Origin of the sequence: Paraburkholderia sediminicola, from assembly GCF_046027825.1 — a bacterium.
In the GTDB taxonomy this organism is placed as follows: Bacteria; Pseudomonadota; Gammaproteobacteria; order Burkholderiales; family Burkholderiaceae; genus Paraburkholderia; species Paraburkholderia sediminicola_D.
This window is the reverse complement of the sequence record NZ_JAQQDU010000018.1, coordinates 42,847-65,857: the sequence shown is the minus strand read 5'-3', so window position 1 is coordinate 65,857 and position 23,011 is coordinate 42,847. Positions and strand designations below refer to the sequence as shown.

Below are 23,011 nucleotides of genomic sequence, written 5' to 3'. Positions count from 1 at the left end.
CCAGTTCCCGCGATGATCGGTGAAATCGATATCTTCGGCGTGTTCGTGCCGGCCGTGCTCGTGCTGATGTTGATCGCCTATCTGATCAACCTGGCCATCCGCACGGTGCTCGCACGCGTCGGCTTTTACCGCTTCGTCTGGCACCGTTCCATCTTCGATCTCGGCATCTATGTGCTGGTGCTGGGCCTTGCCGTCGTCGTTTCGCACAGACTAATAACGTGAAAAAAACCTGGTTCTCCGTCGGTCAAATTCTGCTGACCCTGATCGTCGTCGTGGCTGCAGCCTTCGTGCTGTGGAAACTGGTCGCCTACTACATGTTCGCGCCGTGGACTCGCGACGGCCACGTCCGCGCCGACGTGATCCAGGTCGCGCCGGATATCTCCGGGCTGATCTCATCGGTCGAGGTGGTTGACAACCAGCAGGTCAAGCAAGGCCAGGTGCTGTTCGTGATCGATCAGGCCCGCTATGCGCTCGCACTGCGCCAGGCGCAGGCCACCGCGCAACAACGCCGCGCCACGCTCGATCAGGCTCGCCGCGAAGACGCGCGTAACCACCAGCTCGGCAACCTCGTCGCGGCGGAAGTCGCCGAAGAAAGCCGCTCGCGTGTCGAAACGGCAGAGGCCGCGCTCGCCGATGCGAACGTCGCGATCGATACGGCCAAGCTCAATCTGCAACGCACCACCATCGTGAGTCCGGTCGACGGTTATCTGAACGACCGCGCGCCGCGGACCGGCGAGTTCGTCTCCGCGGGCCGGGCCGTGCTGGCGGTGGTGGATATGCATTCGTTCCGGGTCGACGGTTATTTCGAAGAAACCAAGCTGCGTGGCATCGACATCGGCCAGCGGGTCGATATCCAGGTGATGGGCGAGCCCAAGGTGCTGCGCGGTCACGTGCAAAGCATCGTCGCGGGGATTGAAGATCGTGACCGCACGCAAGGCTCGAATCTGCTGCCGAACGTGAATCCGGCGTTCAGCTGGGTGCGGCTTGCGCAACGGATTCCGGTGCGCGTTGCGCTCGACGAGGTGCCGGCCGACTTCCGCATGATCGCCGGACGCACGGCGACGGTGTCGGTGCTCGATCTGTCGCCGACCGGCAAGCCGCGGCCGGCTGCGGGTGCGTCGGGGGCGGTGGATGCATCGGCGGCGTCGGCTTCGACGTCGGCTATGTCTTCGGCTACGTCTGCTGTTCCGGCTGCTTCTACTGCGCAGCCGGCATCTGCTGCCGTTATTTCGGGCGCGTCGCAATGAAGCTGTCCTGTGCCCTGCCCTTATTGCCGCTGTTGCCGCTGCTGCCTTTGACCGTCGCGCTCAATGGCTGCATGAACGTCGGCCCGAATTACTCGCTGCCGAAGCAGGCGCTGGTCAACGCGCCCCTCGCCAACGCACCGATCGAAGGCGCCGATGCCAAACTGACCACCCGGCAGAACGTGCCCGCGATCTGGTGGAAGCTCTATGACGATCCGGTGCTGAACAGCCTCGTCGACGAAGCGCTGCAATCGAACACCGACTTGCGCGTCGCGGCGGCCAACCTCGCGCGTTCGCGTGAAGCACTGGGTGTGGCGCAGGCGCAGGGCGGCTTCTCCGGCAAGACGTCGGCGCTCGTCGAGCGGGCGCAGGAATCGGCCGAGCAGTATCTGCTCTTCAACAAACTGCCGGTCGCTAACGAAGGCGACCTCGGCATCAGCATTTCGTACGAAATCGATCTGTTCGGCAAGCTCCGGCGTGGCGTCGAAGCGGCGGCGGCGGATACGGAATCGGTGCAGGCAGCCGGCGATCTCGCGCGGATCACCGTGGTCGCGGATGTCGTGCGCTCGTATGTCGAACAGTGCTCGGCGGCCGAGGAGCTCAGAGTCGCGCAGCAGTCGCTGGCGCTGCAGAAGGAGCGTGTGGATGTGTCGCGCCGGCTGCGCGACGCGGGCCGCGGCAATCAGCCCGATGTGACGCGTGGCCAGACCCAGGTCGATACCCTGGCGGCGGATATTCCACGCTACACGGCGCGCCGCCAGATTGCGCAATACCGGCTCGCGGCGCTGCTGGCTCGCGCACCGTCCGATTTGCCGCCGGCCGTGCTGGCCTGCAGCACGCTGCCGCAGATCCGTCAGCCGATTCCGGTCGGCGATGGTGCCGCGCTGCTCAAGCGCCGTCCGGACGTGCGCGAGGCCGAGCGTCAACTGGCGGCTTCGACGGCGCGCATCGGCGTCGCGACGGGCGCGTTGTATCCGACTGTGAGCATCGGGGCATCGGCGGGTTTGACCGGGATTCTGGAAGACCTCGGCACGTCGCCGACGGCGCGCTGGGCCTTCGGTCCGCTGATCAGCTGGACCTTCCCCACGAATGGCGCACGAGGCCGTGTGCGAGAGGCGGAAGCGTCGAGCAACGTGGCGTTGGCGAAGTTCGACGGCGTGGTGCTGACCGCGTTGCGCGAAACCGAAACCAGCCTCGCAACCTACGCGTCCGACGCCGCCCGCGCTGACGCTTTAGGTGCCGCGTTGAAGTCGGCCACCGAGTCCGCGGATGAAACCCATCGGCTATATCGCGCCGGACGCGAGTCGTTCATTTCGGATCTGGATGCGACCCGCACGCTGACCTCGACGAAGTCTCAGGTGGCGGCCGCGGAAGGCCAGGTGGCGATCGATCAGGTCAACCTGTTCCTCGCGCTCGGCGGCGGGTGGGAGACCGATGCGCCGACGGCGGCCACCAAAGCGCCCTGACAGGCTTGGCCGGCGCCAGTGGGATCGACTTACGGCCGCCATCCGTGCTGGTCGCCTTCGGGTAAATCACTATTACTGACAAGCTTTCTTTTACCTTTCAATTCAGGTTAAATACGAGCCTCAACTACTCGTTACGGGGTTACGTATGTCGCACTTCATGCAAGGCGCAGCCACACTGGGCGGCTGTATCGGCGTTTTTACGGTAGTCGTCGCGCTCGTGGAGATGCTGGCGAATTGAGCCCGATTGCGCGGCGATCGGTTCGCGATTGGCAGGCGCGGGCACCTGCGCCGCGGCGCTGCCGGCCTTAAGCGGGGCGGTGCTTCGCGGCCGCCTGATGAATCGCGGCGCGCACCCTCGGATACGTCCCGCAACGGCACACGATGTTGGACATCGCCGCGTCGATGTCCGCATCGGTGGGATTGGGTTTCTGCTTGAGTAGCGCGCAGGCCGCCATCAGTTGCGCGCTCTGACAATAGCCGCACTGCACCACGTCGAGATCGATCCACGCCGCCTTCAGCGCCTCTGCTTCGGCGCCCTGCACGCCTTCGATGGTTGTGATCTTCTGCGTACGCAGACTCGACATGAGAGTCTGGCAGGCAAGGCCCGCCTTGCCGTCCAGGTGGATCGTGCAGGCGCCGCAAATGCCCACACCGCAGCCGAACTTGGTGCCGGTCATACCGAGGTCGCACCGCAGCACCCACAGGAGCGGCATATCCGGTTCGGCTTGCACGGCCACCGCCCGGCCGTTGATGTTTAGCGATCCCATGCTTTTCTCCGTCAATTCAGTGCGCTTCACGCGAGCTTCAACGGCAACGTTCGCAAGCGCTGGCCGGTCAGCGCGAACACAGCGTTGGCCACCGCCGGCGCTATAGGTGGAACCCCCAGTTCACCGACGCCTTGCGGGTGCATCTGGCTCGGCATGATGTCGGTTTCGATTACGGGACAATCGTTCATCCGCACGACCGGGAAATCGACGAAGTTCTTCTGCGTCACCACCCCGCCAACAATAGTGATTTCGTCCTGCAACGCAGTCGACAGACCGAACACGATGCCGCTCTCCATCTGCTGACGAATCAGGTTTGGATTCACCGGCAGTCCGCAATCGATCACGCAGACTACCCGGTGCACGCGAATCTGCTTGTCAGGGCCGACGGATACCTCCGCCACCTGCGCGACGACACTGCCGAACGCTTCGTGCAGCGCAACGCCACGCGCCCGCCTGGTGCCGTCGGCGGCATGCGTCAGGGGATGTCCCCAATCCGATAACGCTGCCACGCGTCTTAACACAGCCAGATGGCGCGGATGCTGAGCGAGCAGCGCCGCGCGAAATGCAATCGGGTCCTGACCTGTGGCTGCGGCGAGTTCGTCGGTAAAACCCTCGGTGAAAAACGCCTGGTGCGAATGGCCAACCGACCGCCAGAATCCAACCGGTACGGGCAATTCGACGATCTTGTGCGCCACACGCGCGGTGGGCCATTCGTAGGGCTGATCGAACGCGCCCTCGCAGGTGGTTTTGTCGATGGGAACTCGGGGCACGCCGTAGCAACGCGCGAGCGCTTCCGGCACGATCGCCTGACTCGCGGACGTGGCATGCCACGCGAGCAGCTTGCCGTCTCTGTCGAAACCGGCCTTCAGTCGCGACACGCACGCCGGACGATAGAAATCGTGGGTGAAATCCTCCGCACGCGACCAGATTGTTTGCACCGGACGGCCGCCACCCTCGCGGGCGATCGCCGCGGCTTGCGCGATGAAATCGAGTTCGAGACGGCGCCCGAAAGCACCGCCGAGCAGTTGCGTTTGCACGTCGACCTTGTCGGCGTCGATATCCAGCACTTTCGCGACGTGCTGGCGCGCGAGGGCCGGAATTTGCGTCGAGACCCAAACAGTAGCTGCGCCGTCCGCGACCTGCACCGTGCAATTCACCGGTTCGACCGCGCCATGCGCGAGATACGGTGCGTGGTACTCGGCAGTAACGGTTCGCGCCGCGCCGCTCAGTGCGGCATCGACGTCGCCGCGATGGTAGTAAGCGTGGCCGTCACTGTCGGCCAGTGCCTGCGCGAGCTGGGTGTCCACGCCTGCGCTCGACAGATTTGCTGCAGCCCCATCATTCCACACCACGTTGACGGCGCTGACTGCGTTCATCGCGCGAAACGCGTTGTCCGCGATCACCGCGACGGCGCCGCTGCCGCCCGCGTAGGGCGGTAACGCGAAGGCTTTGATGAACCCCGGCATTTTTGTGGCAGGCGAGGCGTCGAAATGCGCCACCGTACCGCCTAGCGTGGGGCACATCACGACACTTGCGTAGATGAGACCGTCGGGTAGCGCGTCAATGCCGAAGCGAGCCGTGCCGTTGATTTTCGAGGCGGCTTCGATGCGTCGCATCGGTTTGCCGATCAGTTTGAAGTCCGCAGGATCTTTCAGCGCGACCTTCCGTGGCAGCGGCTGCTGTGCGGCCATCGTGGACAGTTCGCCGAAGCTCGCCTTGTGACCCGATGCGTGCAGCACGTAGCCGGCTTCCGTGCGGCATTCGCCAGGTGGCACCGTCCATTGCGCAGCCGCGGCGCCAATCAGCATTGCGCGCGCCGAGGCGCCGGCTTCACGCATCGGCGTCCATAGATCGTTCATGCTCGATGACCCGCCCGTCATCATCGTGCCGGCGTCGCGCACCAGCTTGCTGGTCATCCAGACCGTGGCGCGCTTGACCGTGCTGTCGTCGTCCGGACGAAACGGCAGATCGTCAACGACGTTCTGCACGCTGTTGTAGATCTTGTCGATCGGCGAGTTTTCCACTCGGACCTGCGACCAGTCGGCGTCCAGTTCCTCGGCCAGCAGCATCGCGAGGCCGGTGTGAATGCCCTGCCCCATTTCCGCTTTGCACATCACGATCGTCACACTGTTGTCGGCGGAAATCTTGACCCAGCCGTTGAGTGCGACCTGATTGCCGTCCATCGGCAGCGGCGTGGAGGTGGTCAGGCGCTGCCCCGGCGGCAACACCGACCAGCCGACCAGCAGCGCTCCGAGCGCGCCGGCGCCGCCTAGCAGGAAGGTTCTGCGCTTTAGCATCGTGTGACTCGATCAGCTTGCACGGTGGCGGGGAAGCTGTGAAAGCGCGGGTTGGCGCGGGAGTTTGTTTCGTCGGAACAGTAGTAAGACGGCAGAGTGGGTGGGGGACTGAAAGCTAAGGGTTTCAGCCAATCTGCACGCTGTTGGCGGATGCCCTTCGAGGAAAGGGCGGACGCAAGCCTTGTGTCAGTTCATTAAATGTTATTCGTCGCGCGGTGGCACGCTGCAGCGCAACTGGCTTGAACGGCGGAAAAATACGGGACGTGGCGGATTTTTGCTAACGCTTTCTTCCCGGTTCACGCAGACGGCGCCCGGGCGCTAATCATCCAGCACGCAGCGGTATAGCGAACCTCCGTTCCGTGCGCATAGGGATCAAAGGCGGCGCGGACAGTTTCGATGACTTGAGTGCGAGTCCGCTCGTCTGCCTCTTCAAGGAACAGACCAACGGGGCCAAGCTGAGTGAAATAGCCAACTAATGCCTGCTCGGGCAGCGTGCAGTCCACATCGAGCGGAAGGATGTCGATCCCGGCCCAGCCGCTTTGTTCGAGAATCGAAGACACCCGTTGCCGGTCAGCGAAGGCGAACTGCCCCGGCGTGCCCGGCTGGCGGGCAGGCAGATTCGGTAGCAGCGGCGCGGCGGCACGCTCGGCGGTGGTCATGAACGGATTGTCAGAAGCACTCCGCCACGCGATGCAGCACAGTTCGGCACCCTCCCTTGCGGCAAGCCGCAGGTTTGCAAACGCCTCGACCGGCTTATCGAAAAACATGACGCCGAAACGCGACATGATCCTGTCGAAGCTTGCCGGCTCGAATGCATGGGTCTGCGCGTCGGCGCAAATGAAGCGTGCCGTCGAACCGTCCCGTTCGGCGCGTGCCTGAGCGGCGGCAATCATCGGAGCCGAAATATCGGCGCCGATGCACTGGCCCTTCGCGCCAAGCCGCCGCGCCGCGGCCAGTGTCGTGCTGCCCGTCCCGCAGCCGACGTCAAGTACCCGCGGCCCGGACCCGGCGCACATCCTGTCGACGAGCAGATCTTCGAAAGGCTTGAACATCTGGTCGAGCACCTCCTGCGCCGCCACCCAGGCGCGTCCGGAGCTGCCGTTCCAAATCGCCGTCTGTGTATTTGCGTTCTGGTGCCTGGCATCCATGGTCGTTGTCCTGTGTTTGCTCTCGGTGAGAGGAAGCTACACTATGCAAGTTCAAGTCGACTTGAGGTCAAGCGGTGATCAAGCTAGACATCGCCGAGGTGGCGCGGCAATCCGGTGTTCCCGCGTCGACGCTGCGGTACTACGAGGAAAAGGGGCTGATCGCCTCTACCGGTAGGCGCGGGCTGCGCCGTCTGTTCGATGCGGACGTGCTGGACCGGCTGGCACTCGTCGCGCTGGGGCGCGCGGCCGGCTTCCCGCTGGACGAGATTGCGCTGATGTTCGCGCCGGACGGACAGCTGCGCATCGACCGGCAGGTGCTAGTAGCCAAGGCGGGGGAACTGGACAGGACGATCCGCAAGCTCAGCGCCATGCGCGACGGCCTACGGCACGCTGCTGCCTGTCCCGCGCCGAGCCATATGGAATGCCCAACGTTCCGCCGCATTCTGCGAGCCGCCTCGTCCGGGGCTATTGGGACGAGAAGGAAGAAAGCGCCGCAGCCACCTTCGAACTAGTCGAATCTTGAGCCAATCGCGGCGCAAGAGACGGAGAGCACGGCATCACCGCCGGTTCGATCCCGACACGACATCGATCCACACGGCCAGCACCAGAATGCTGCCCTTCACGATCATCTGCCAGTATGCGTCCACGTCGAGCATCGACATGCCGTTATCTGGGCTCGCAGATTACTTGCCCATACAAAATTTTGTATAATTCGCGCTATGACCGATGCAAAGCCACTAACGTTCTGCGGTAGCTCATTGGACAACTTGCGCGAGTTCCCACTCTCGGCTCGACGTGACGCAGGCTATCAACTCGATCAAGTCCAGCGCGGTGGGGATCCCGACGACTGGAAGCCAATGAACACGATAGGCCAAGGGGTCCGGGAGATCCGGATTCGGGACGCAAACGGTGCGTTCCGGATCATTTACGTGGCCAAATTCGCCGACGCGGTTTATGTGCTTCATTGCTTTCAGAAAAAGACGCAGAAGACCAGCAAAACTGATCTTGATCTAGCCACCGCGCGCTATCGCGAATTGAAAGAGGTTAAGCCATGAGCAAGCAAACATTTTCGAGCGTCTGGGACGCCATCGAAGACACGCCTGAACAAGCACAAAGCATGAAGCTCCGATCGGTGCTTATGATGGCGCTCAAGGACCATATCACGCGTATCGGAATGAGCCAGGCAGAAGCTGCCAGGCATTTCTGCGTCACTCAGCCACGTGTGTCGGATCTCATGCGCGGCAAGATCAATCTCTTCTCGCTCGATGCCTTGGTCAATATGGCGGTCGCAGCGAACATGCGGATCGAGATGCGCGTGTCGGACGCACCAGCGAAACGCACTGGCAGCGACGCGAGCGTCAAGACAGCCGCGCGCAAGAAGCCGACAATACCGGCAAAAAAACCAGCGGCGGCAAAGAAACCCGCCACAAAGACACTGGCTCGGCGTAGCAAGAGCGCCGCCGCTGCTATCGCGCACGTCCGCTGATTGGCGGCTGAGTCGCGGCAATACGTATAGCCTACGTACCTTTCCGCAGAGGCACTGCAGGATGCGTCAGCGTTCGCCTGACGCACCTTTGCTCCATCACCGCCGGTTCGATCCCGACACGACATCGATCCACACGGCCAGCACCAGAATGCTGCCCTTCACGATCATCTGCCAGTATGCGTCCACGTCGAGCATCGACATGCCGTTGTCCAGGCTCGCCATCACCAGTGCACCGATCAATGCACCGTAGACCGTTCCCGAGCCACCGCGCATCGACGTACCGCCGATAAAGCACGCGGCGATTGCGTCGAGCTCACCCATCGATCCCGCCGACGGTGAGCCCGCAGCCAGCCGTGCTGTATTGACGATCCCGGCGAACGCGCACATCAGCCCCATCAGCGCGAAGATGGCCAGCTTCACGCGATTGGTATTCACGCCGGAGAGCCGCGTCGCTTCAAGGTTGGAGCCGACTGCATAGATACGCCGCCCAAAGACCGTCTGCGTCGCGATCCACGTGAAAATGCCCAGCAGCGCGAGCAGCAACAGAACCGGCACAGGGATCCCGCCATAACGATCGAGCGTGGCAACAAACGCGGCCAGTATCACACCCGCCCCGACCACCTTCGCGGCGTCCTGCCAGATCGGCACGACCCGCAACTTATAACGCTCACGATTACGCCGCTGCCGCACCGTCAGAATGGCCAGCACTGCGAACAGGATGACCGCAAGCGTATCGCCCGCAAGGCGCGGCAAATACCCTTGGCCGACAAACACAAAACCATCGGAGACCGGCGCAATCGTCGAACCGCCTGTGACACCGAGCAGAATCCCGCGATACGCCAGCATGCCGCCCAGGCCGACAATGAACGAAGGCACACGCCGGTACGTCGACCACCAACCGTTGAACATGCCGACGAGCACACCGAGCAACATCACCACTGGCACGGTGACGCCGATCGGCCAGTGCCGGTTGACGTCGAGAATCGCCGCGACGCCGCCGAGCAAACCGAGCAAGGACCCGACCGATAGATCGATCTCACCCGCGATAATCACGAACACCATGCCACACGCGAGCATGCCGGTAATCGACATCTGCCGCAGCAGATTCGACAGATTACGCGGCGTCACAAACGCGCCGTGCGTCAGGAATGAAAAGAAAATCCAGATCACGGCGACGGCAATCAGCAACGCAAGAATCTTGTAGCGCGCGAACAGTTGCTGAATGCGCTGCGGGCCACCGAATGCGCCTCGCGATACGGCGCCTTCTGCGGGTTGGGAAGTGACGTCGGGAGTCATGCGGCACTCGCTGCGGTTGGGTTCGTGGATCGCTGCACAGGACGGATTGCGGCGCTGAGAATGTCCTCTTGCGTGAGGCCGTCGTTGACGAAATCGCCACGCAATTCACCTTCGCCGATCACCAGCACGCGATCGCTGATGCCGAGCACTTCAGGCAATTCGGACGACACCATCACGATCGACATGCCGCGCTGCGCCAGTTGAAAAATCAGTTTGTAGATTTCGAACTTGGCGCCGACGTCGACGCCTCGGGTTGGTTCGTCGAGAATCAGCACTTTCGGGTCGGTCAACAGCATGCGCGTCAGCACTGCCTTCTGCTGATTGCCACCTGACAAGCTCGCGATCGACAACATCGGATGCGCCGCACGCACTGAGAGTCGCTTCATCTCCGTATTAATCGTGTCGAGTTCGGCAGCGGAATCGATCCGGCCGCCCTTCGCAAAGCGTTGCAACACAGCAAGCGTGATGTTGTGACCGACACTCAGACCCGGCACGATGCCGTGGCGTTTGCGATCTTCCGGCACCATGCCGATGCCGGCGCGAATCGCGTCGACAGGTGCACGAATTTTCAATGGCTTGCCTTCCATGACCACGGTCGCTTCGCTCACACCCGGATACGCGCCGAAAATCGCCTGCATCAACTCAGTGCGCCCTGCGCCGACCAAACCGGCCACGCCGAGAATCTCGCCGCGTCGCAACGCAAACGACACATCGTTCACCCGCTTGCGGCGCGGATTGGCGACGTCGAAACAGGTTACGTTGCGTGCTTCGAAGATCACGTCGCCGATTGGATGCGGTTCACGCGGAAACAGGTTCTTGATCTCGCGGCCCACCATCAGGGAGATGATGCGGTCGGTGGTGAGCGCGCACATTGGCTCGGTTGCGACATGGCGCCCGTCGCGGATCACGCTGATCGTGTCGCATACGGCCGCGACTTCGTCGAGTTTGTGCGAGATGTAGACGCAAGCGACGCCACGCCGCTTCAGATCGCGCACGATATCCAGCAGAATGTGTATCTCCGTAGTGGTCAGCGACGACGAGGGTTCATCGAGGATCAACAGTTTTGCGCGCTTGTTCAGCGCCTTTGCGATTTCGATCAGTTGCTGGTGGCCGCCGCCGTAGTTCATTACCGGCTGCGCCGAGTTGATGCCGCTTATGCCGAGTTCGCGCAACAGTTCATCGGCGCGCTGGTACATGGCGGCGTAATTCATCCGGCCGCCTGGCAGCGTAATTTCGTTGCCGAGAAAGATATTCTCCGCAACCGAGAGTTCAGGCACCAGCATCAACTCCTGGTGGATGATGATGATGCCGGCGCGTTCCGTGTCTCTTATGCTTGCGGCCTTCAGCGGTTCGCCTTCCCAGATGATTTCGCCATCCCAGGTACCGTAGGGATAGACGCCGGACAGCACTTTCATCAGCGTCGATTTACCCGCGCCGTTCTCTCCGCACAAGCCCACGCACTCGCCTGGCGACACCGTCAGGTCGATGCCGTCGAGCGCCTTGACGCCGGAGAACGCTTTGACGATGTCGCGCATCGTCAGTAATGGTTCGCTCATTCGCTATGCCTCGCTGCAAGGCGCGCGGTAGCGCCGGTGTGCCCGACGTATATCAGGCACACCGGCTTGAACCGCGCTCACGTTACGCTCATTGGCTCGCGAGCTGGGCCTGGGTGTAGAAGCCGTCCTTGACGACCGTATCGACATTGCTCTTTGTAAGCAACGTGGGTTGCAGAAGCACCGTATCGACTTTCTTCTTGCCGTTGTCGTACTGCGCGTTAAAGTCCGGCTTCTCGCCTCTGGCCAGCGCGACGGAGAGTTTCGCCGCTTCGCTTGCGATCAGTTTCAGCGGTTTGTACACGGTCATGGTCTGCGTGCCGGCGATCACGCGCTTCACTGCCGCAAGATCGGCATCCTGACCCGACACCGGCACCTTGCCCGCCATGTGCTGCGCGGCGAGCGCCTGGATCGCACCACCTGCGGTGCCGTCATTCGAGGCGACGATGGCATCGATCTTGTTGTTGTTCGCCGTAAGCGCGTCTTCGACGATACGCAGCGCCGTCGAGGCACTCCACTCCGGCACCCACTGCTGACCGACGATCTTGATATCGCCCTTGTCTATCGCGGGCTTCAACACTTTGAGCTGGCCTTCACGCAGCATCTTGGCGTTGTTATCAGTCGGTGCGCCGCCGAGCAGGAAGTAGTTGCCCTTCGGCTGCGCGTTATAGACACCTTGCGCCTGCAATTCCCCGACCTTCTCGTTGTCGAACGAAATATAGGCATCGACATCGGCATCGAGAATCAGACGGTCATACGAAACAACCTTGATGCCCGCTTTCTTGGCTTCGGCGACCACATTGCCGAGCGTCTTCGAATTGAACGGCACGATCACGATGACATCGACGCCGCGCGAGATCAGGTTTTCAATCTGCGAAATCTGTCGCTCTTCGCTCGCATCGGCGGATTGCACCGATACTTTCGCACCGAGTTTTTCTGCGGCTGCAACGAAGTAGTCACGATCGCGCGACCAGCGCTCGACACGCAGATCGTCGATACAGAAACCAATTTCCGGATGGTCCTTGCTCGCATGCGCGAGGGGAGCCGCAAGCGACAGGCTGGCGAGCACCGCTCCACACACGAGCGAACTCAATACGGTACGACGCGTTGCGAATTTCATGTCTCACTCCTTGTTCTGATAGCCGGAATACCGGATTGGACGGTCTGTGCTGCGAGCCACAGAACCGGACAAGCGACAAGCCAAAGCTTTCCCATTCGCGCGGTCAGCGTGGCCGCGCGATCTTTTTATGTCTTACTGAGTGCCCTGTTTCGGGTGTTACCCAGCGTTATTACTGGGCTTTACTATGTGACTGCGTTTTAGCGCCTGCTATAAATCGCCTGATTCACAACGTTTTCCAACTGCTCCTGCCGACCGCTCGCGTGCTGCGGATTCAGACTGCGCGTCAATGCATCCGCGGCCAGTGTCGAGAGCGAATAGTCGCCCGTCAGGATCTTGCGGCCAAACTCGGTCTCCCAGCCCGCGTAGCGCTGACGTTTGAATTGTTCGAGACGGTCGTTCTCGATCAGCGTCGCGGCACGTTCGACGGCGAGCGCCAGGTTGTCGATTGCGCCGATGTGGCCGAAGAACAGATCCTCCGCGTCGACGCTCTGTCGCCGCACCTTTGCGTCGAAGTTCATGCCACCCGTCGTGAAGCCGCCGTGCTTGAGAATTTCGTAGAAGGCCAGCGTCAGTTCTTCGACGCTGTTCGGAAACTGGTCCGTATCCCAGCCGTTCTGTTGATCGCCGCGATTCGCGTCGACGCTGCCGAAAATACCCAGCGCGTAAGCGGTGGCGATCTCGTGATGGAACGAGTGGCCGGCAAGTGTCGCGTGATTAGCCTCGATGTTCACGCGGATCTCTTTCTCCAGCCCATATTGCAGCAGGAAACCGTGCACGGTCGCGACATCGTAGTCGTACTGATGCTTGGTCGGCTCCTGCGGCTTCGGCTCGATCAGCAATGCGCCTTTGAAGCCAATCTTGTGTTTATGCTCGACCACCATGTGCAGGAAGCGGGCGAGCTGATCACGTTCGCGTACGAGGTCGGTATTGAGCAGCGTATCGTAGCCCTCGCGGCCGCCCCACAACACATAGTTCTCGCCGCCAAGCCGATGCGTCGCGTCGAGCGCGTGACGAACCTGCGTCGCGGCAAACGCGAAAATCTCCGGATCGGGACTAGTCGCCGCACCTGCTGCGTAACGTGGATGTGAGAACAGATTGGCCGTGCCCCACAACAGTTTTATCCCCGTGTCCTGCTGTTTGCGTCCCAGATAGTCAGCGATGCGCGTGAAGTTCTCGCTATAGGACTTCAGGCTATCGCCTTCCGGCGCGACATCCGTATCGTGAAACGTGTAGTACGGTGTGCCGAGCTTCGAGAAAAACTCGAATGCCGAATCGGCCTTTTCCTGTGCCCGCTCCATGGCGTCACCGGCTTGCTGCCATGGACGCCGAAACGTGCCCTGCCCGAAGATGTCAACGCCAGGCCAGACAAACGTATGCCAGTAACACACGGCGATACGCAGATGTTCCTCGAGTGTCTTGCCGAGTACTCGTTTACTCTTGTCGTAATGGCGATACGCAAGCGGATTGTCCGATTGCGGGCCTTCGTAGCGGATCTCGGGAATGTGTTCAAAATAGGACATCAGTGCCTCCTGTTTTATGCTGCACTGCAACCCAAGCGGCATCGCCGCGCCGGTCGACAAGGTGACGCCATGCTGCCGCTTGCAAGAAGCGTCGGCAATTGCGAAATTGCGCAGCGCGCTTGATGTTTCTTACCGCCCACGAGTTTGTTTCACACCAGCGCGATCTTCGCGGCCTAGAATAACCAGACGCTTAAAAACGGTGCCGCCTTCGAAGCGCACTCAACAGGAGACGAAGGCGCCGCGAATCCCGACGATCCGCGCGCCGCCCACTGCCATGACCCGCCCGCAAACACCACAGACGACCCATCGGATCGCACTGCTGTTCAACGCGAACAAGGTGTATGACCGCGAGATCATCACCGGCATCGGCAATTACCTGCTGTCGACGCGCGTGGCCTGGGATCTCTTCCTCGAAGAAGATTTCCGCTGCCGGTTGACGGGTATTGAGCGCTTCGACGGCGACGGCATCATCGCGGATTTCGACGACCCCGCCGTGGGCGAAGCGCTGCGCGATTGTCCGTTGCCAGTGGTGGCGGTCGGTTCATCGTTCGAAGATCCAGCGCACTACCCCCCGGACTTACCCTATATCGCGACCGATAACGCCAAGCTCGTTTCGCTTGCGTACACGCATCTGATCGGCGCAGGTCTCGAACACTTCGCGTTGTATAGCCTCCCGCAGGCGCAGGGAAATCGCTGGGCGCAGCAACGCGAGTTGGCATTCGCTCACCTGCGCAGCACGGACGGCCACAGTGCCGAGCAGATCGGCACCGAGATCTATCGCGGCCTGTCGACCAGCGCGCCATCGTGGAATCAGGCAACCGAGCAGCTCACCGCGTGGCTCAGCCAATTGCCGAAGCCGGTTGGCATCATCGCCGTCACCGACGCCCGCGCACGGCATCTGCTGCAAGCCTGTTTGATCGCAGGGATTCCAGTACCCGAAGAAGTAGCGATCATCGGTATCGACAACGATCCGCTCACGCGGACGTTGACCCGCATTCCGCTTTCCTCCGTGATTCAAGGCACCGAAGAAATGGGCCGCACCGCCGCTCACTTGCTGCATCAGATGCTGCACGGTGCGCGCTTTCCGGGGCGGCGCATTCTCGTGCCACCGGTTGGCATCAATGTGCTCGAATCGACGAAACACCAGCCGCTCGCGAGCCCGTATGTGATGCGCGCGCGGCACTTCATTCGCCAATACGCCTGCCAGGGCATCCGTACCGAACAGGTTGCCGATTACGTGGGCGTATCGCGTTCGTCGCTCGAAGAGTATTTCCGGCGCGAACGGCAATGCACTGTGCATCAGGAAATCCTGCGCCACAAACTCGACGTCGCGAAAGCACTGCTTGCGAAGCGCGATGCGTCGAGCGCCGAGGTGGCGATCCGTTGCGGCTTCACGTCGCTGCAATACATGTACGCGGTATTTCGCCGTGAACTCGGCTGTACGCCGCGCGAATACCAGGACCGTGTGAATTCGACGGCAGCACCGGGCTGAGCATGCCTTTCATCTTCTATCTCCACCGACGACATGATCAGCATTGCACCTCTTTCTTCTGAGCCATGGGGCACACTGCCCGGCGGCGATCCAGTGCGGCTCTTCACCCTGCGCAATGCGCACGGCATGAAAGTCGCCATCAGCGACCTGGGCGCGACGCTGGTCTCGTGGCATGCACCGGACCGCGCGGGCCGTCTCGGCGATATCCTGCTCGGCCACGACACGCCCGCCGAGTATGCTGCGGCCACCACCTATATGGGCGGACTGATCGGCCGATGGGCGAACCGCATTGCCAATGCGCGCTTCACGCTCGACGGCATTGAGTACACCCTCGATCGCAACGAAGGTGAGAATCTGCTGCATGGCGGCACACAGGGCTTTCATCGCGTGCTGTGGGATGTGAGCGAAGAGAACGGTGCGTTGGTCATGCGCCTCGAATCGCCCGAGGGCGACGCCGGCTTTCCGGGCAACGTCACGGTGCAAGTGCGTTACACGCTCCAGGACGATGGCACGTTGGCGATCGCCTATGAAGCCATCACCGACGCAGCGACACCGCTCAATCTGACGAGCCATCCGTACTTCAACCTGACGGCGCGGCGGGATACCGACATTCGCGGACATGTGCTGTCGATCGACGCCGACCGGTTCTTCGAAGTCGATGCGTCGATGATTCCGTGCGAGCTTGCCGAAGTGGCGGGCAATGCGTTCGACTTCCGGCAGAGCGCGCCGATCGGCGCACGGCTCGATTGGCCGCATGCGCAGCTTGCGAGAGCGGGTGGCTTCGATCACTGCTACGTGCTGCGTGACGCGCCGGATGCCACCATGGCCGGAAGCGGGCCGCAGGTACGCCCGGTGGCATGCGCGTACGACCCCGGCAGCGGACGCGAACTGACCGTCTCGACCGATCAGCGCGGCCTACAGTTCTATACCGGCAATTCGCTGAATGGCGACACGGGACGTGGCGGCATCGCCTACTCATCGTACGCCGGACTGTGTCTCGAAGCGGGCGGCTTTCCGAACCAGGTCAATATGGCTGAGCAGGAGCAGGTTATCGTGCGGCCCGGCAACGCATACCGGCAGGTGACGGCGTATCGAGTCGGTGTACGTTCTGGAGTCTGAAACAATTCTTCATATCTTAGGAAGAGCATTACATAACGCCGACTTATCGTTTGCTGCAAGACTGAATTACCCGTTTAGGGGTTTGCCCTGGATCGCCTGCTTCCTAGAATTTATCCAGAGGTCGCCGAACCCATGTTGCGGCGCCGGATAAAACAACTCTCGGAGGGAAGCATCATGAAATCGCTGATCCAGGCAGTCGCACTGATCGTTGCCATCGCAGCCCCGGTCGCTTCATTCGCACAGTCCGATCAACAACCGTTGACGCGCGCGGAGGTCAGAGCGCAACTGGTCCAGATTGAACAGGCAGGCTACAACCCGGCTGTCGCAACTGACTCTACCTACCCTGCGGACATTCAGGCCGCTGAAGCGCGCGTAGCCGCACAGCATGACACCACCGGCTACGGCTCGTCGGCCAACGGGTCGTCACAAACCGGGACTACCACACCGGTTGCGAATCCCGCTCAACCCATGCCGATGGACAACAGTCAGTAAAACGCCGTTGTTGTCTGCCCTTGCGCAGTTCGATGCGAGCCATGCTTGACGCATGCGCTCGCATGAACGCGTTTCACTGTGCATGACGATGACGGCACAGTGTAAGAAAATCCTTTGACGAAAATAATGGCTCATATATCCTAGGGCGGCAGTTTGGTGGTTCTCGCAGCGCAGTCGGTTTGCATCAGCGAGGACTTCTACTCAACGTCGCTTCGGGTTCCATCGTGAAAGTCCGTGGTCCATTGGTGAGATATCAGCCTGGTCGGGAAAGAACGTTCCTGTCCGGCTGTTCGATCGCTCATCAGGGGAGTCGCTGCGCTTCGCCATCCCGCCCCCTGTCCATTGATACCGTGTTGTCGCGTCGCTCCGTCCGCCGGCACAACGTCATTGCAGCGCCCGCAGCCATTGCGGTGCGAACTGACGAAATCGCGTCGCTTCTGCCTTAGCCCCCCTCTCTTTTTGCGAGCAAGTGTTGCATGTGATTGCGCCGCTATTTAGCGGTCGAACGCCTGCAATGCGTTGGTCCGTCCACGCTGCGCAAGTTGTCTTGCTAGCGTTGGCCGGCTCATAGCGCTCGCCTATCTACGTCCCATTTAGCCCTGCTGTGCGCTTGCGCTGCGGCAGGCGGCGTCGCGTCCCTATGCGTCATTTGCGTCCGCATTCGTGCGTGACAGACGGACGTGCGCGTCGTCACGCTCGTGCATCTGTGCCTGCGCTGCGGCGAAAACCGAAGATTGAAACCAAGGAGATAGTCGAATGAAGATCCGTCATGCCAAGCTTCTCACTCTCACCGGCACGATGCTGTGCTCGCTGACCGCGCTCACCGCCATGAACGCTGCACGCGCAGCGGACGCGACGATCAACGTCTACAACTGGTCGGACTACATCGCCAAAGACACGATTTCGGGCTTCGAGAAGCAATCCGGGATCACGGTGAAGTACGACAGTTACGATAGCGACGACACATTGCAGGCCAAATTGCTTGCGGGCAGCTCCGGGTATGACATCGTTGTGCCCACATCGAGTTATATGGCGCGCCAGATCGAAGCCGGTGTGTATCAGAAGATCGACAAATCGAAGATGCCGAATCTTGCAAACCTCGACCCGGGTTTGATGAAGCTGATCGCCGATGCGGACCCCGGCAATCAATACGGCGTGCCGTGGGCATGGGGCACCGACGGTGTCGGCTATAACGTTCAGGCTGTGACAAAAGCGCTGGGCGCGGACGCGCCAGTCGATAGCTGGTCGCTGGTGTTCGACCCGGCGAATCTTTCGAAGCTGAAAAGCTGCGGCGTGTCTTTCCTCGACGCGGCTGCGGATGTTTTCCCGGCCGCGCTCCAGTACATGCACAAGGACCCGAACAGCACCAATCCCGGCGACTATCAGGCCGCCTATGAAATGCTGAAGAAAGTGCGACCGTATATCACGCAGTTCAATTCTTCCGGCTATATCAACGATCTGGCGAACAACGATATCTGTGTGGCTTTGGGCTATTCCGGCGACGTCGGGATCGCACGGCGACGCGCGGCGGAAGCGAAGCGTTCGTATGAGGTGCGGTTCTCGAACATCAAGGATGCGGGCCTGCTTTGGATGGACGTAATGGCGATTCCGAAAGATGCTCCACATCCGGAAGCGGCGATGAAGTGGATGAACTACATCGAAGATCCGAAGGTGAGTGCAGCGATTACTAACGAGGTGTTCTATCCGACTGCAAATCGGGCGGCCCGGCAGTTTGTGACGCCGGCGATCGAGCAGGATGCGAATGTGTATCCGCCGGAGGCTGTGCTGAACAAGATGACGTTGATGCGGCCGCAGCCCGCGCCGATCATGCGGCTTGAGAACCGCCTGTGGGCGCAGTTGAAATCGGGGAGTTGATTTGTAGTTTTAATGTTGTTGTTGGCTGGCTTCAGGTGAGTCCTTTCGAGCGTAGCGCATGCAGTGGGTGTGTGCGCTACGTCCTTTTTGAAGCATTGATTTTTAACTCTGTTTGTATTCGAACCATTATGAGTATCTTGAACATCGTAGATTTCGCGCAACCTGCCAAAGAAAGTGTTGAGTACATGCCGAAGGCGGAAGCGGTGCTTGCTGGCGATCCTTTGCAAGCGGTTCACACACACTTTGCCAGTCCGTGTGGGCAGCTTGCAGCTGGAGTTTGGGAGGGCGCTTGCGGTCAATGGACGGTGAACTTCACCGAGAGTGAGTATTGCGAGATTCTTGAGGGCGTGTCCGTGATTCGGGATGCGGATGGGACAGCGAAGACTGTGCGGGCCGGGGATCGGTTTTTGATCCCCGCGGGGTTTAAGGGAACGTGGGAAGTGGTTGAGCCGTGCAAGAAGATTTTTGTTTCTGTGGAGTTTAAGGGGTAGGTTTCGGCGCAGGCAGCGCAGCGCCACGGTGCCGGCCCCGGTAACGCGCGGGCGGGGCACCGCATGCGCGGGTAAAGAATCGCGTGAACGCCGTCGTCGATGCGAAGCCGACACGCTCGCTGATCTCGCTGATCGGCATCGGCGTGTGTGCGAGCAGCGTCCTCGCTTCGTCGATACGCGTCTGCGTCAACACTTCGCTGAATGTCTTCCGTTCGGCCGCCAGCTTTCGTTGCAACGTCCAGCGCGTGAGCGCGAGCCGTTCACAGACGAGCGCCTGGAGGCTCTTCGGCTCGATCGCATCCTCATGTTCGCGAAGCACATCACGCAGACACCGCTTGACCGTGGGGGAAAACTGCCCCTGCTCGCGAATGCGCTGCAGCATGTCATGCGCGGCATGTAAGTGGATCTTCGAGAGCGGCGCATTGTAGACCTCGAACGCGCGATCCAGTGCCGATGACTGCAGCACCATCCGATTGCGCGTCTGATCGAGTTGAACCCTCATGCCGAATGCATCGCCCAGCGCCGAGGCCGCGCCCATCCGCGCGTCGGTGATGCCTGTTTCACGCACACGCAGTCGCGCATCGTAAAGCCTTGCGATACTCGCGATCAGCGCGAAATTGCCCAGCGCGCTCGAGGCACTTCGCCCTTCACCTTCCAGCACATACTCGAATGCGACTTCATCGCCCTGCTCGTGCATGACGAGCCAGTCAACATTGCCGATCAGGTCGCGGTACAAGACATAATTACGCAATGCATCGCGCAGCGTCAGGCTATTGCAGACAACACCCGCAAGCTCTGGAAAAGCTAACAGATAGAACAACACATCACCCTCGGGTGAGCCGTCGCGCGACATGCAGGTTTCCGCCAGCTTGAGCATTGCGACGTGCTTGTCTCCAGAGACACGCGCATCAGATGCAGCAATATCGGCCTCGTCGATGCCGATATTGCGCGTTAGTTTTGCTCGATCTAGACCTTGACGTTCTGCTGCGTCGAGCATCAGCCGATAGAGACGTCCTGATACGGATTTCTGGCGCAACTCCACTATGCCTCCTGTGATTGAACCCTGTCTGCGGGTTTTCCTGAGGCGCCATCGGTCAATCCCTGCACCCGTCGGTCAAGCGCGTTTTGGGCGCATCCCTAGAATTTCTTACGGCGCGTTTCAGTCACGCAAAGCGTAACAGGACAGCGCACACATCGGTAGCGCGTCGATATCAGCGTCATCACCACGCCCAGGCGGTGTTCGCACAACGCCAGGCGACATGAATCACATCACAAAGAACGACAAAACGGAGCGAGATGATGAGAAGGAAGTTGGCGATTCCCTTTGCCGCAAGCGCGATTGCGTGCGGCGTTGCACTAGTCATCACTGCCTGCGGCAATGGCAACGACATCAGTTCAACCCCCGCACCGACCGATGCCGATGCGATTGCCGATTCGCGTGCTGCGGCCCTCGTCGCGCAGTTGACGACGGCCGAAAAGATCCAGCTCGTCCACGGGGTGGGCATACCGAACGCTGGACTCGGCGGTCCGTATCCGGCCGGCGTCAACGGAGCCGGCTATATCCCCGGCATTTCGCGACTCGGTATTCCGGGCCTTGCGATGGCCGACTCGGCCGGCGGCGTCAATGTCGTCAACTCGAATGCGACGGCCCTGCCCGCGCCAGTGGCGCTCGCTGCGAGCTGGGACCCCACTCTCGCCAATGCGTATGGCGCGCGCATCGCTACCGAGCTGCGCGTACTCGGCTATGGCGAAGGCCTTGGCGGCGGCGTCAATCTCACGCGCGAACCGCGCGATGGCCGCACCTTCGAGTACATGGGCGAAGACCCCGTCCTGACCGGTACGATGAGCGCCGCGCGCACGATCGGTACGCAGTCGCAAAAGGTCATCGCGACTATCAAGCACTATGCGATGAACGATCAGGAAACGAACCGGATGACGAGCAACTCGGTCGTCGACGAACGCACGATGCGCGAGACCGAATTGCTGGCGTTCGAAATCGGCGTCACACAAGGTATGCCCGGCAACGTGATGTGCTCGTACAACCTCGTGAACGGCACATATGCATGCGAAAACTCGTATCTGCTGACCTCAGTCCTCAAGAACGAGTGGGGGTTCAAGGGCGTGGTTCAGTCCGACTGGACCGCAACCCATAGTACGGTGGCGTCGGCACTAGCCGGTCTGGATGAAGAAGAGCCCGGTGATATCGGCAGCGGCGCGTCGATTCCTGGCTTTACGATCACGTCGTATTTCAACACGGCGCTCGCGAACGCCGTCAGCGCCGGCAGCGTGCCGATGTCACGACTCAACGACATGGTTCAGCGCAAGCTTCGCACGATGATTCGGTGGGGCGTGTTCGATTCGCCGCCGACAACCGGTGGAACCGTCGATCAGAGCGCCGGCAATGCGCTTGCGCTGCAGGTCGCGCAGCAATCGTCAGTGCTGCTCAAGAATGCTGTGGCAAGCGGCGATACGCAACCCGTGCTGCCGCTAAACGCAGCGGGACTCTCGTCGATTGTCGTGATCGGCGGTCACGCCGATGCCGGCGTACTCTCCGGCGGCGGATCGGGCGCCGTGCCGGCCGCCGCGGGCAATGCGGTATCCGGTTGCGTGTCGGCGTCCCCTCTGCTGAGCACCTGCGCGACGTGGTACAAATCTGCCCCGCTGGCCGCGATCGAGGCCAAGGCCCCCAATGCGACCGTGACGTTCCTGGACGGCACGAACGCGACGGCTGCAGCGACTGCCGCCGCAAAGGCGGACGTGGCGATCATCTTTGCAACGCAATGGGAAAGCGAGGGTTCGGATTTGCCAAGCCTGAGCCTGCCGAGCAACACGACCGACAGCTTTAACCAGAGCTACGATCAGAACGCGCTGATTACCGCGGTCGCCGCGCAAGCCAAGCGCGTGATCGTCGTGCTCGAGAACGGCAGCCCGGTCCTGATGCCATGGGTCGGCAACGTGCACGGCGTGCTCGAATCGTGGTATCCGGGCGTTCAGGGCGGACAGGCGATTGCCGATCTGCTGTTCGGTGACGTGAACCCGTCCGGCAAATTACCGATCACATTCCCGGTACAGGACGCGGACCTTCCGCAGCCGACAATTTCGGCAACTGATACCACCGTTACCTACAGCGAAGGGCTATTGATGGGCTATCGCTGGTACGACGGCAAGCAGATCGCGCCGTTGTTCCCGTTCGGGTACGGCTTGTCCTATACGACCTATGCCTACTCGGGACTTAATGCCCAGGCGGATGCCAGCGGCAATGTGACCGTGACTTTTACCGTCAGGAACACCGGCTCGCGTGCAGGTTCGGAAATCGCGGAAGTGTATGCCGCGCTGCCGAGCGGTCTGGGCGAACCGCCCAAACGCCTCGTCGGCTGGCAGAAGGTCGCGCTGCAGCCGGGGCAGTCCCAGCAAGTCAGCGTATCGATTGCGCCGAAGCTGCTTTCGACATGGGACGCCACCAACCACGTCTGGAAGCTCAACAACGGCGCGTATCAGCTGATCGCGGGGGCGTCCTCACGCGACCCGAATGCGTTGACCGGATCGGTCACACTCTCAGGACATTGAACGCACTGCTCCAGCCGCCAAGGGTCGCTTGCGTGACCTGGCGGCTTGAGCAACCTGAGTGGGTCAAGCGGTTCAAGG

The 23,011-nt window shown here is 61.2% G+C and carries 19 protein-coding genes and 2 pseudogenes; 12 read left to right on the top strand and 9 right to left on the bottom strand.

What is annotated here, in order from left to right; all coding sequences use genetic code 11:
- Positions 1-12: 12 nt before the first annotated feature.
- From PQQ96_RS12695 to PQQ96_RS12685, 3 genes are read left to right on the top strand one after another with little or no spacing between them, the layout of a single operon-like run.
- Positions 13-222 carry a DUF1656 domain-containing protein gene (locus tag PQQ96_RS12695; protein WP_408292070.1) on the top strand — a complete coding sequence of 70 codons (210 nt, stop codon included), beginning with the start codon at positions 13-15 and terminating at the stop codon, positions 220-222.
- Complete coding sequence (locus tag PQQ96_RS12690; protein ID WP_408292068.1) at positions 219-1,247, top strand: efflux RND transporter periplasmic adaptor subunit; 1,029 nt, start codon at positions 219-221, stop codon at positions 1,245-1,247. The genes PQQ96_RS12695 and PQQ96_RS12690 overlap by 4 nt, the downstream gene beginning before the upstream one ends.
- On the top strand, positions 1,244-2,710 hold the full coding sequence (locus PQQ96_RS12685; RefSeq protein WP_408292066.1) for an efflux transporter outer membrane subunit: 1,467 nt from the start codon (positions 1,244-1,246) through the stop codon (positions 2,708-2,710). Before PQQ96_RS12690 ends, PQQ96_RS12685 begins: the two co-directional genes overlap by 4 nt.
- A gap of 305 nt (positions 2,711-3,015) precedes the next feature.
- Here PQQ96_RS12685 and PQQ96_RS12680 read toward each other — a convergent pair whose 3' ends face one another.
- The 3 genes from PQQ96_RS12680 to PQQ96_RS12670 all read right to left on the bottom strand — a co-directional run bounded on the left by PQQ96_RS12680 (position 3,016) and on the right by PQQ96_RS12670 (position 6,922).
- Entirely contained in the window at positions 3,016-3,477 is a 462-nt protein-coding gene (locus tag PQQ96_RS12680; RefSeq protein ID WP_408292064.1) for a (2Fe-2S)-binding protein, read from the bottom strand.
- 26 nt (positions 3,478-3,503) lie between these two features.
- Positions 3,504-5,774 (bottom strand): xanthine dehydrogenase family protein molybdopterin-binding subunit, encoded by a 2,271-nt coding sequence (locus tag PQQ96_RS12675; RefSeq protein WP_408292063.1) that lies wholly within the window; start codon positions 5,772-5,774, stop codon positions 3,504-3,506.
- A 296-nt stretch (positions 5,775-6,070) separates the two neighbouring features.
- Positions 6,071-6,922, bottom strand: coding sequence for a class I SAM-dependent methyltransferase (locus tag PQQ96_RS12670; RefSeq protein WP_408292061.1), 852 nt, complete (start codon positions 6,920-6,922; stop codon positions 6,071-6,073).
- 74 nt (positions 6,923-6,996) lie between these two features.
- Between PQQ96_RS12670 and PQQ96_RS12665 the strand changes: the two genes are divergently transcribed.
- Positions 6,997-7,434 (top strand): helix-turn-helix domain-containing protein, encoded by a 438-nt coding sequence (locus PQQ96_RS12665; protein ID WP_408292059.1) that lies wholly within the window; start codon positions 6,997-6,999, stop codon positions 7,432-7,434.
- A gap of 45 nt (positions 7,435-7,479) precedes the next feature.
- On the opposite strand, the pseudogene PQQ96_RS12660 reads toward PQQ96_RS12665, so the two are convergent.
- Positions 7,480-7,602, bottom strand: a pseudogene (locus tag PQQ96_RS12660) (sugar ABC transporter permease); the annotation flags it as partial.
- Between the two features lie 39 nt (positions 7,603-7,641).
- Here PQQ96_RS12660 and PQQ96_RS12655 point away from each other — a divergent pair.
- Both PQQ96_RS12655 and PQQ96_RS12650 read left to right on the top strand, forming a co-directional pair.
- Positions 7,642-7,977: a type II toxin-antitoxin system RelE/ParE family toxin gene (locus tag PQQ96_RS12655; protein WP_408292058.1), complete on the top strand. Its 336-nt coding sequence runs from the start codon at positions 7,642-7,644 to the stop codon at positions 7,975-7,977.
- Positions 7,974-8,249: pseudogene (locus PQQ96_RS12650) on the top strand (helix-turn-helix domain-containing protein); the annotation flags it as partial. The gene PQQ96_RS12655 and the pseudogene PQQ96_RS12650, both read left to right, overlap by 4 nt.
- 255 nt (positions 8,250-8,504) lie before the next feature.
- Here PQQ96_RS12650 and PQQ96_RS12645 read toward each other — a convergent pair.
- From PQQ96_RS12645 to xylA, 4 genes are all read right to left on the bottom strand, one after another.
- Positions 8,505-9,704, bottom strand: coding sequence for a sugar ABC transporter permease (locus tag PQQ96_RS12645; protein ID WP_408292057.1), 1,200 nt, complete (start codon positions 9,702-9,704; stop codon positions 8,505-8,507).
- A complete protein-coding gene (gene xylG, locus PQQ96_RS12640; RefSeq protein WP_408292055.1) occupies positions 9,701-11,260 on the bottom strand; it encodes a D-xylose ABC transporter ATP-binding protein in 1,560 nt (519 codons plus the stop codon). The genes PQQ96_RS12645 and xylG overlap by 4 nt, the downstream gene beginning before the upstream one ends.
- 88 nt (positions 11,261-11,348) lie before the next feature.
- A complete protein-coding gene (xylF, locus tag PQQ96_RS12635) occupies positions 11,349-12,377 on the bottom strand; it encodes a D-xylose ABC transporter substrate-binding protein (protein WP_408292054.1) in 1,029 nt (342 codons plus the stop codon).
- A gap of 197 nt (positions 12,378-12,574) precedes the next feature.
- Entirely contained in the window at positions 12,575-13,897 is a 1,323-nt protein-coding gene (gene xylA / locus PQQ96_RS12630) for a xylose isomerase (protein ID WP_408292052.1), read from the bottom strand.
- Positions 13,898-14,171: 274 nt separating this feature from the next.
- Between xylA and PQQ96_RS12625 the strand changes: the two genes are divergently transcribed.
- From PQQ96_RS12625 to PQQ96_RS12605, 5 genes are all read left to right on the top strand, one after another.
- Positions 14,172-15,389 (top strand): XylR family transcriptional regulator, encoded by a 1,218-nt coding sequence (locus tag PQQ96_RS12625; RefSeq protein WP_408292050.1) that lies wholly within the window; start codon positions 14,172-14,174, stop codon positions 15,387-15,389.
- Positions 15,390-15,422: 33 nt separating this feature from the next.
- Positions 15,423-16,508: an aldose epimerase family protein gene (locus tag PQQ96_RS12620; protein WP_408292048.1), complete on the top strand. Its 1,086-nt coding sequence runs from the start codon at positions 15,423-15,425 to the stop codon at positions 16,506-16,508.
- 174 nt (positions 16,509-16,682) lie between these two features.
- On the top strand, positions 16,683-17,000 hold the full coding sequence (locus PQQ96_RS12615; protein ID WP_408292047.1) for a DUF4148 domain-containing protein: 318 nt from the start codon (positions 16,683-16,685) through the stop codon (positions 16,998-17,000).
- Positions 17,001-17,798: 798 nt separating this feature from the next.
- The gene (locus tag PQQ96_RS12610) at positions 17,799-18,875 is read left to right on the top strand and encodes a polyamine ABC transporter substrate-binding protein (RefSeq protein ID WP_408292162.1); all 1,077 of its coding nucleotides are present in this window, start codon (positions 17,799-17,801) and stop codon (positions 18,873-18,875) included.
- Positions 18,848-19,366: a cupin domain-containing protein gene (locus tag PQQ96_RS12605; protein WP_408292045.1), complete on the top strand. Its 519-nt coding sequence runs from the start codon at positions 18,848-18,850 to the stop codon at positions 19,364-19,366. Before PQQ96_RS12610 ends, PQQ96_RS12605 begins: the two co-directional genes overlap by 28 nt.
- On the opposite strand, the gene PQQ96_RS12600 is transcribed toward PQQ96_RS12605, so the two are convergent.
- A complete protein-coding gene (locus PQQ96_RS12600) occupies positions 19,356-20,408 on the bottom strand; it encodes a helix-turn-helix transcriptional regulator (protein WP_408292043.1) in 1,053 nt (350 codons plus the stop codon). The genes PQQ96_RS12605 and PQQ96_RS12600 overlap by 11 nt on opposite strands.
- A gap of 257 nt (positions 20,409-20,665) precedes the next feature.
- Between PQQ96_RS12600 and PQQ96_RS12595 the strand changes: the two genes are divergently transcribed.
- Positions 20,666-22,933, top strand: coding sequence for a beta-glucosidase family protein (locus tag PQQ96_RS12595; RefSeq protein ID WP_408292160.1), 2,268 nt, complete (start codon positions 20,666-20,668; stop codon positions 22,931-22,933).
- Positions 22,934-23,011 lie beyond the last annotated feature (78 nt).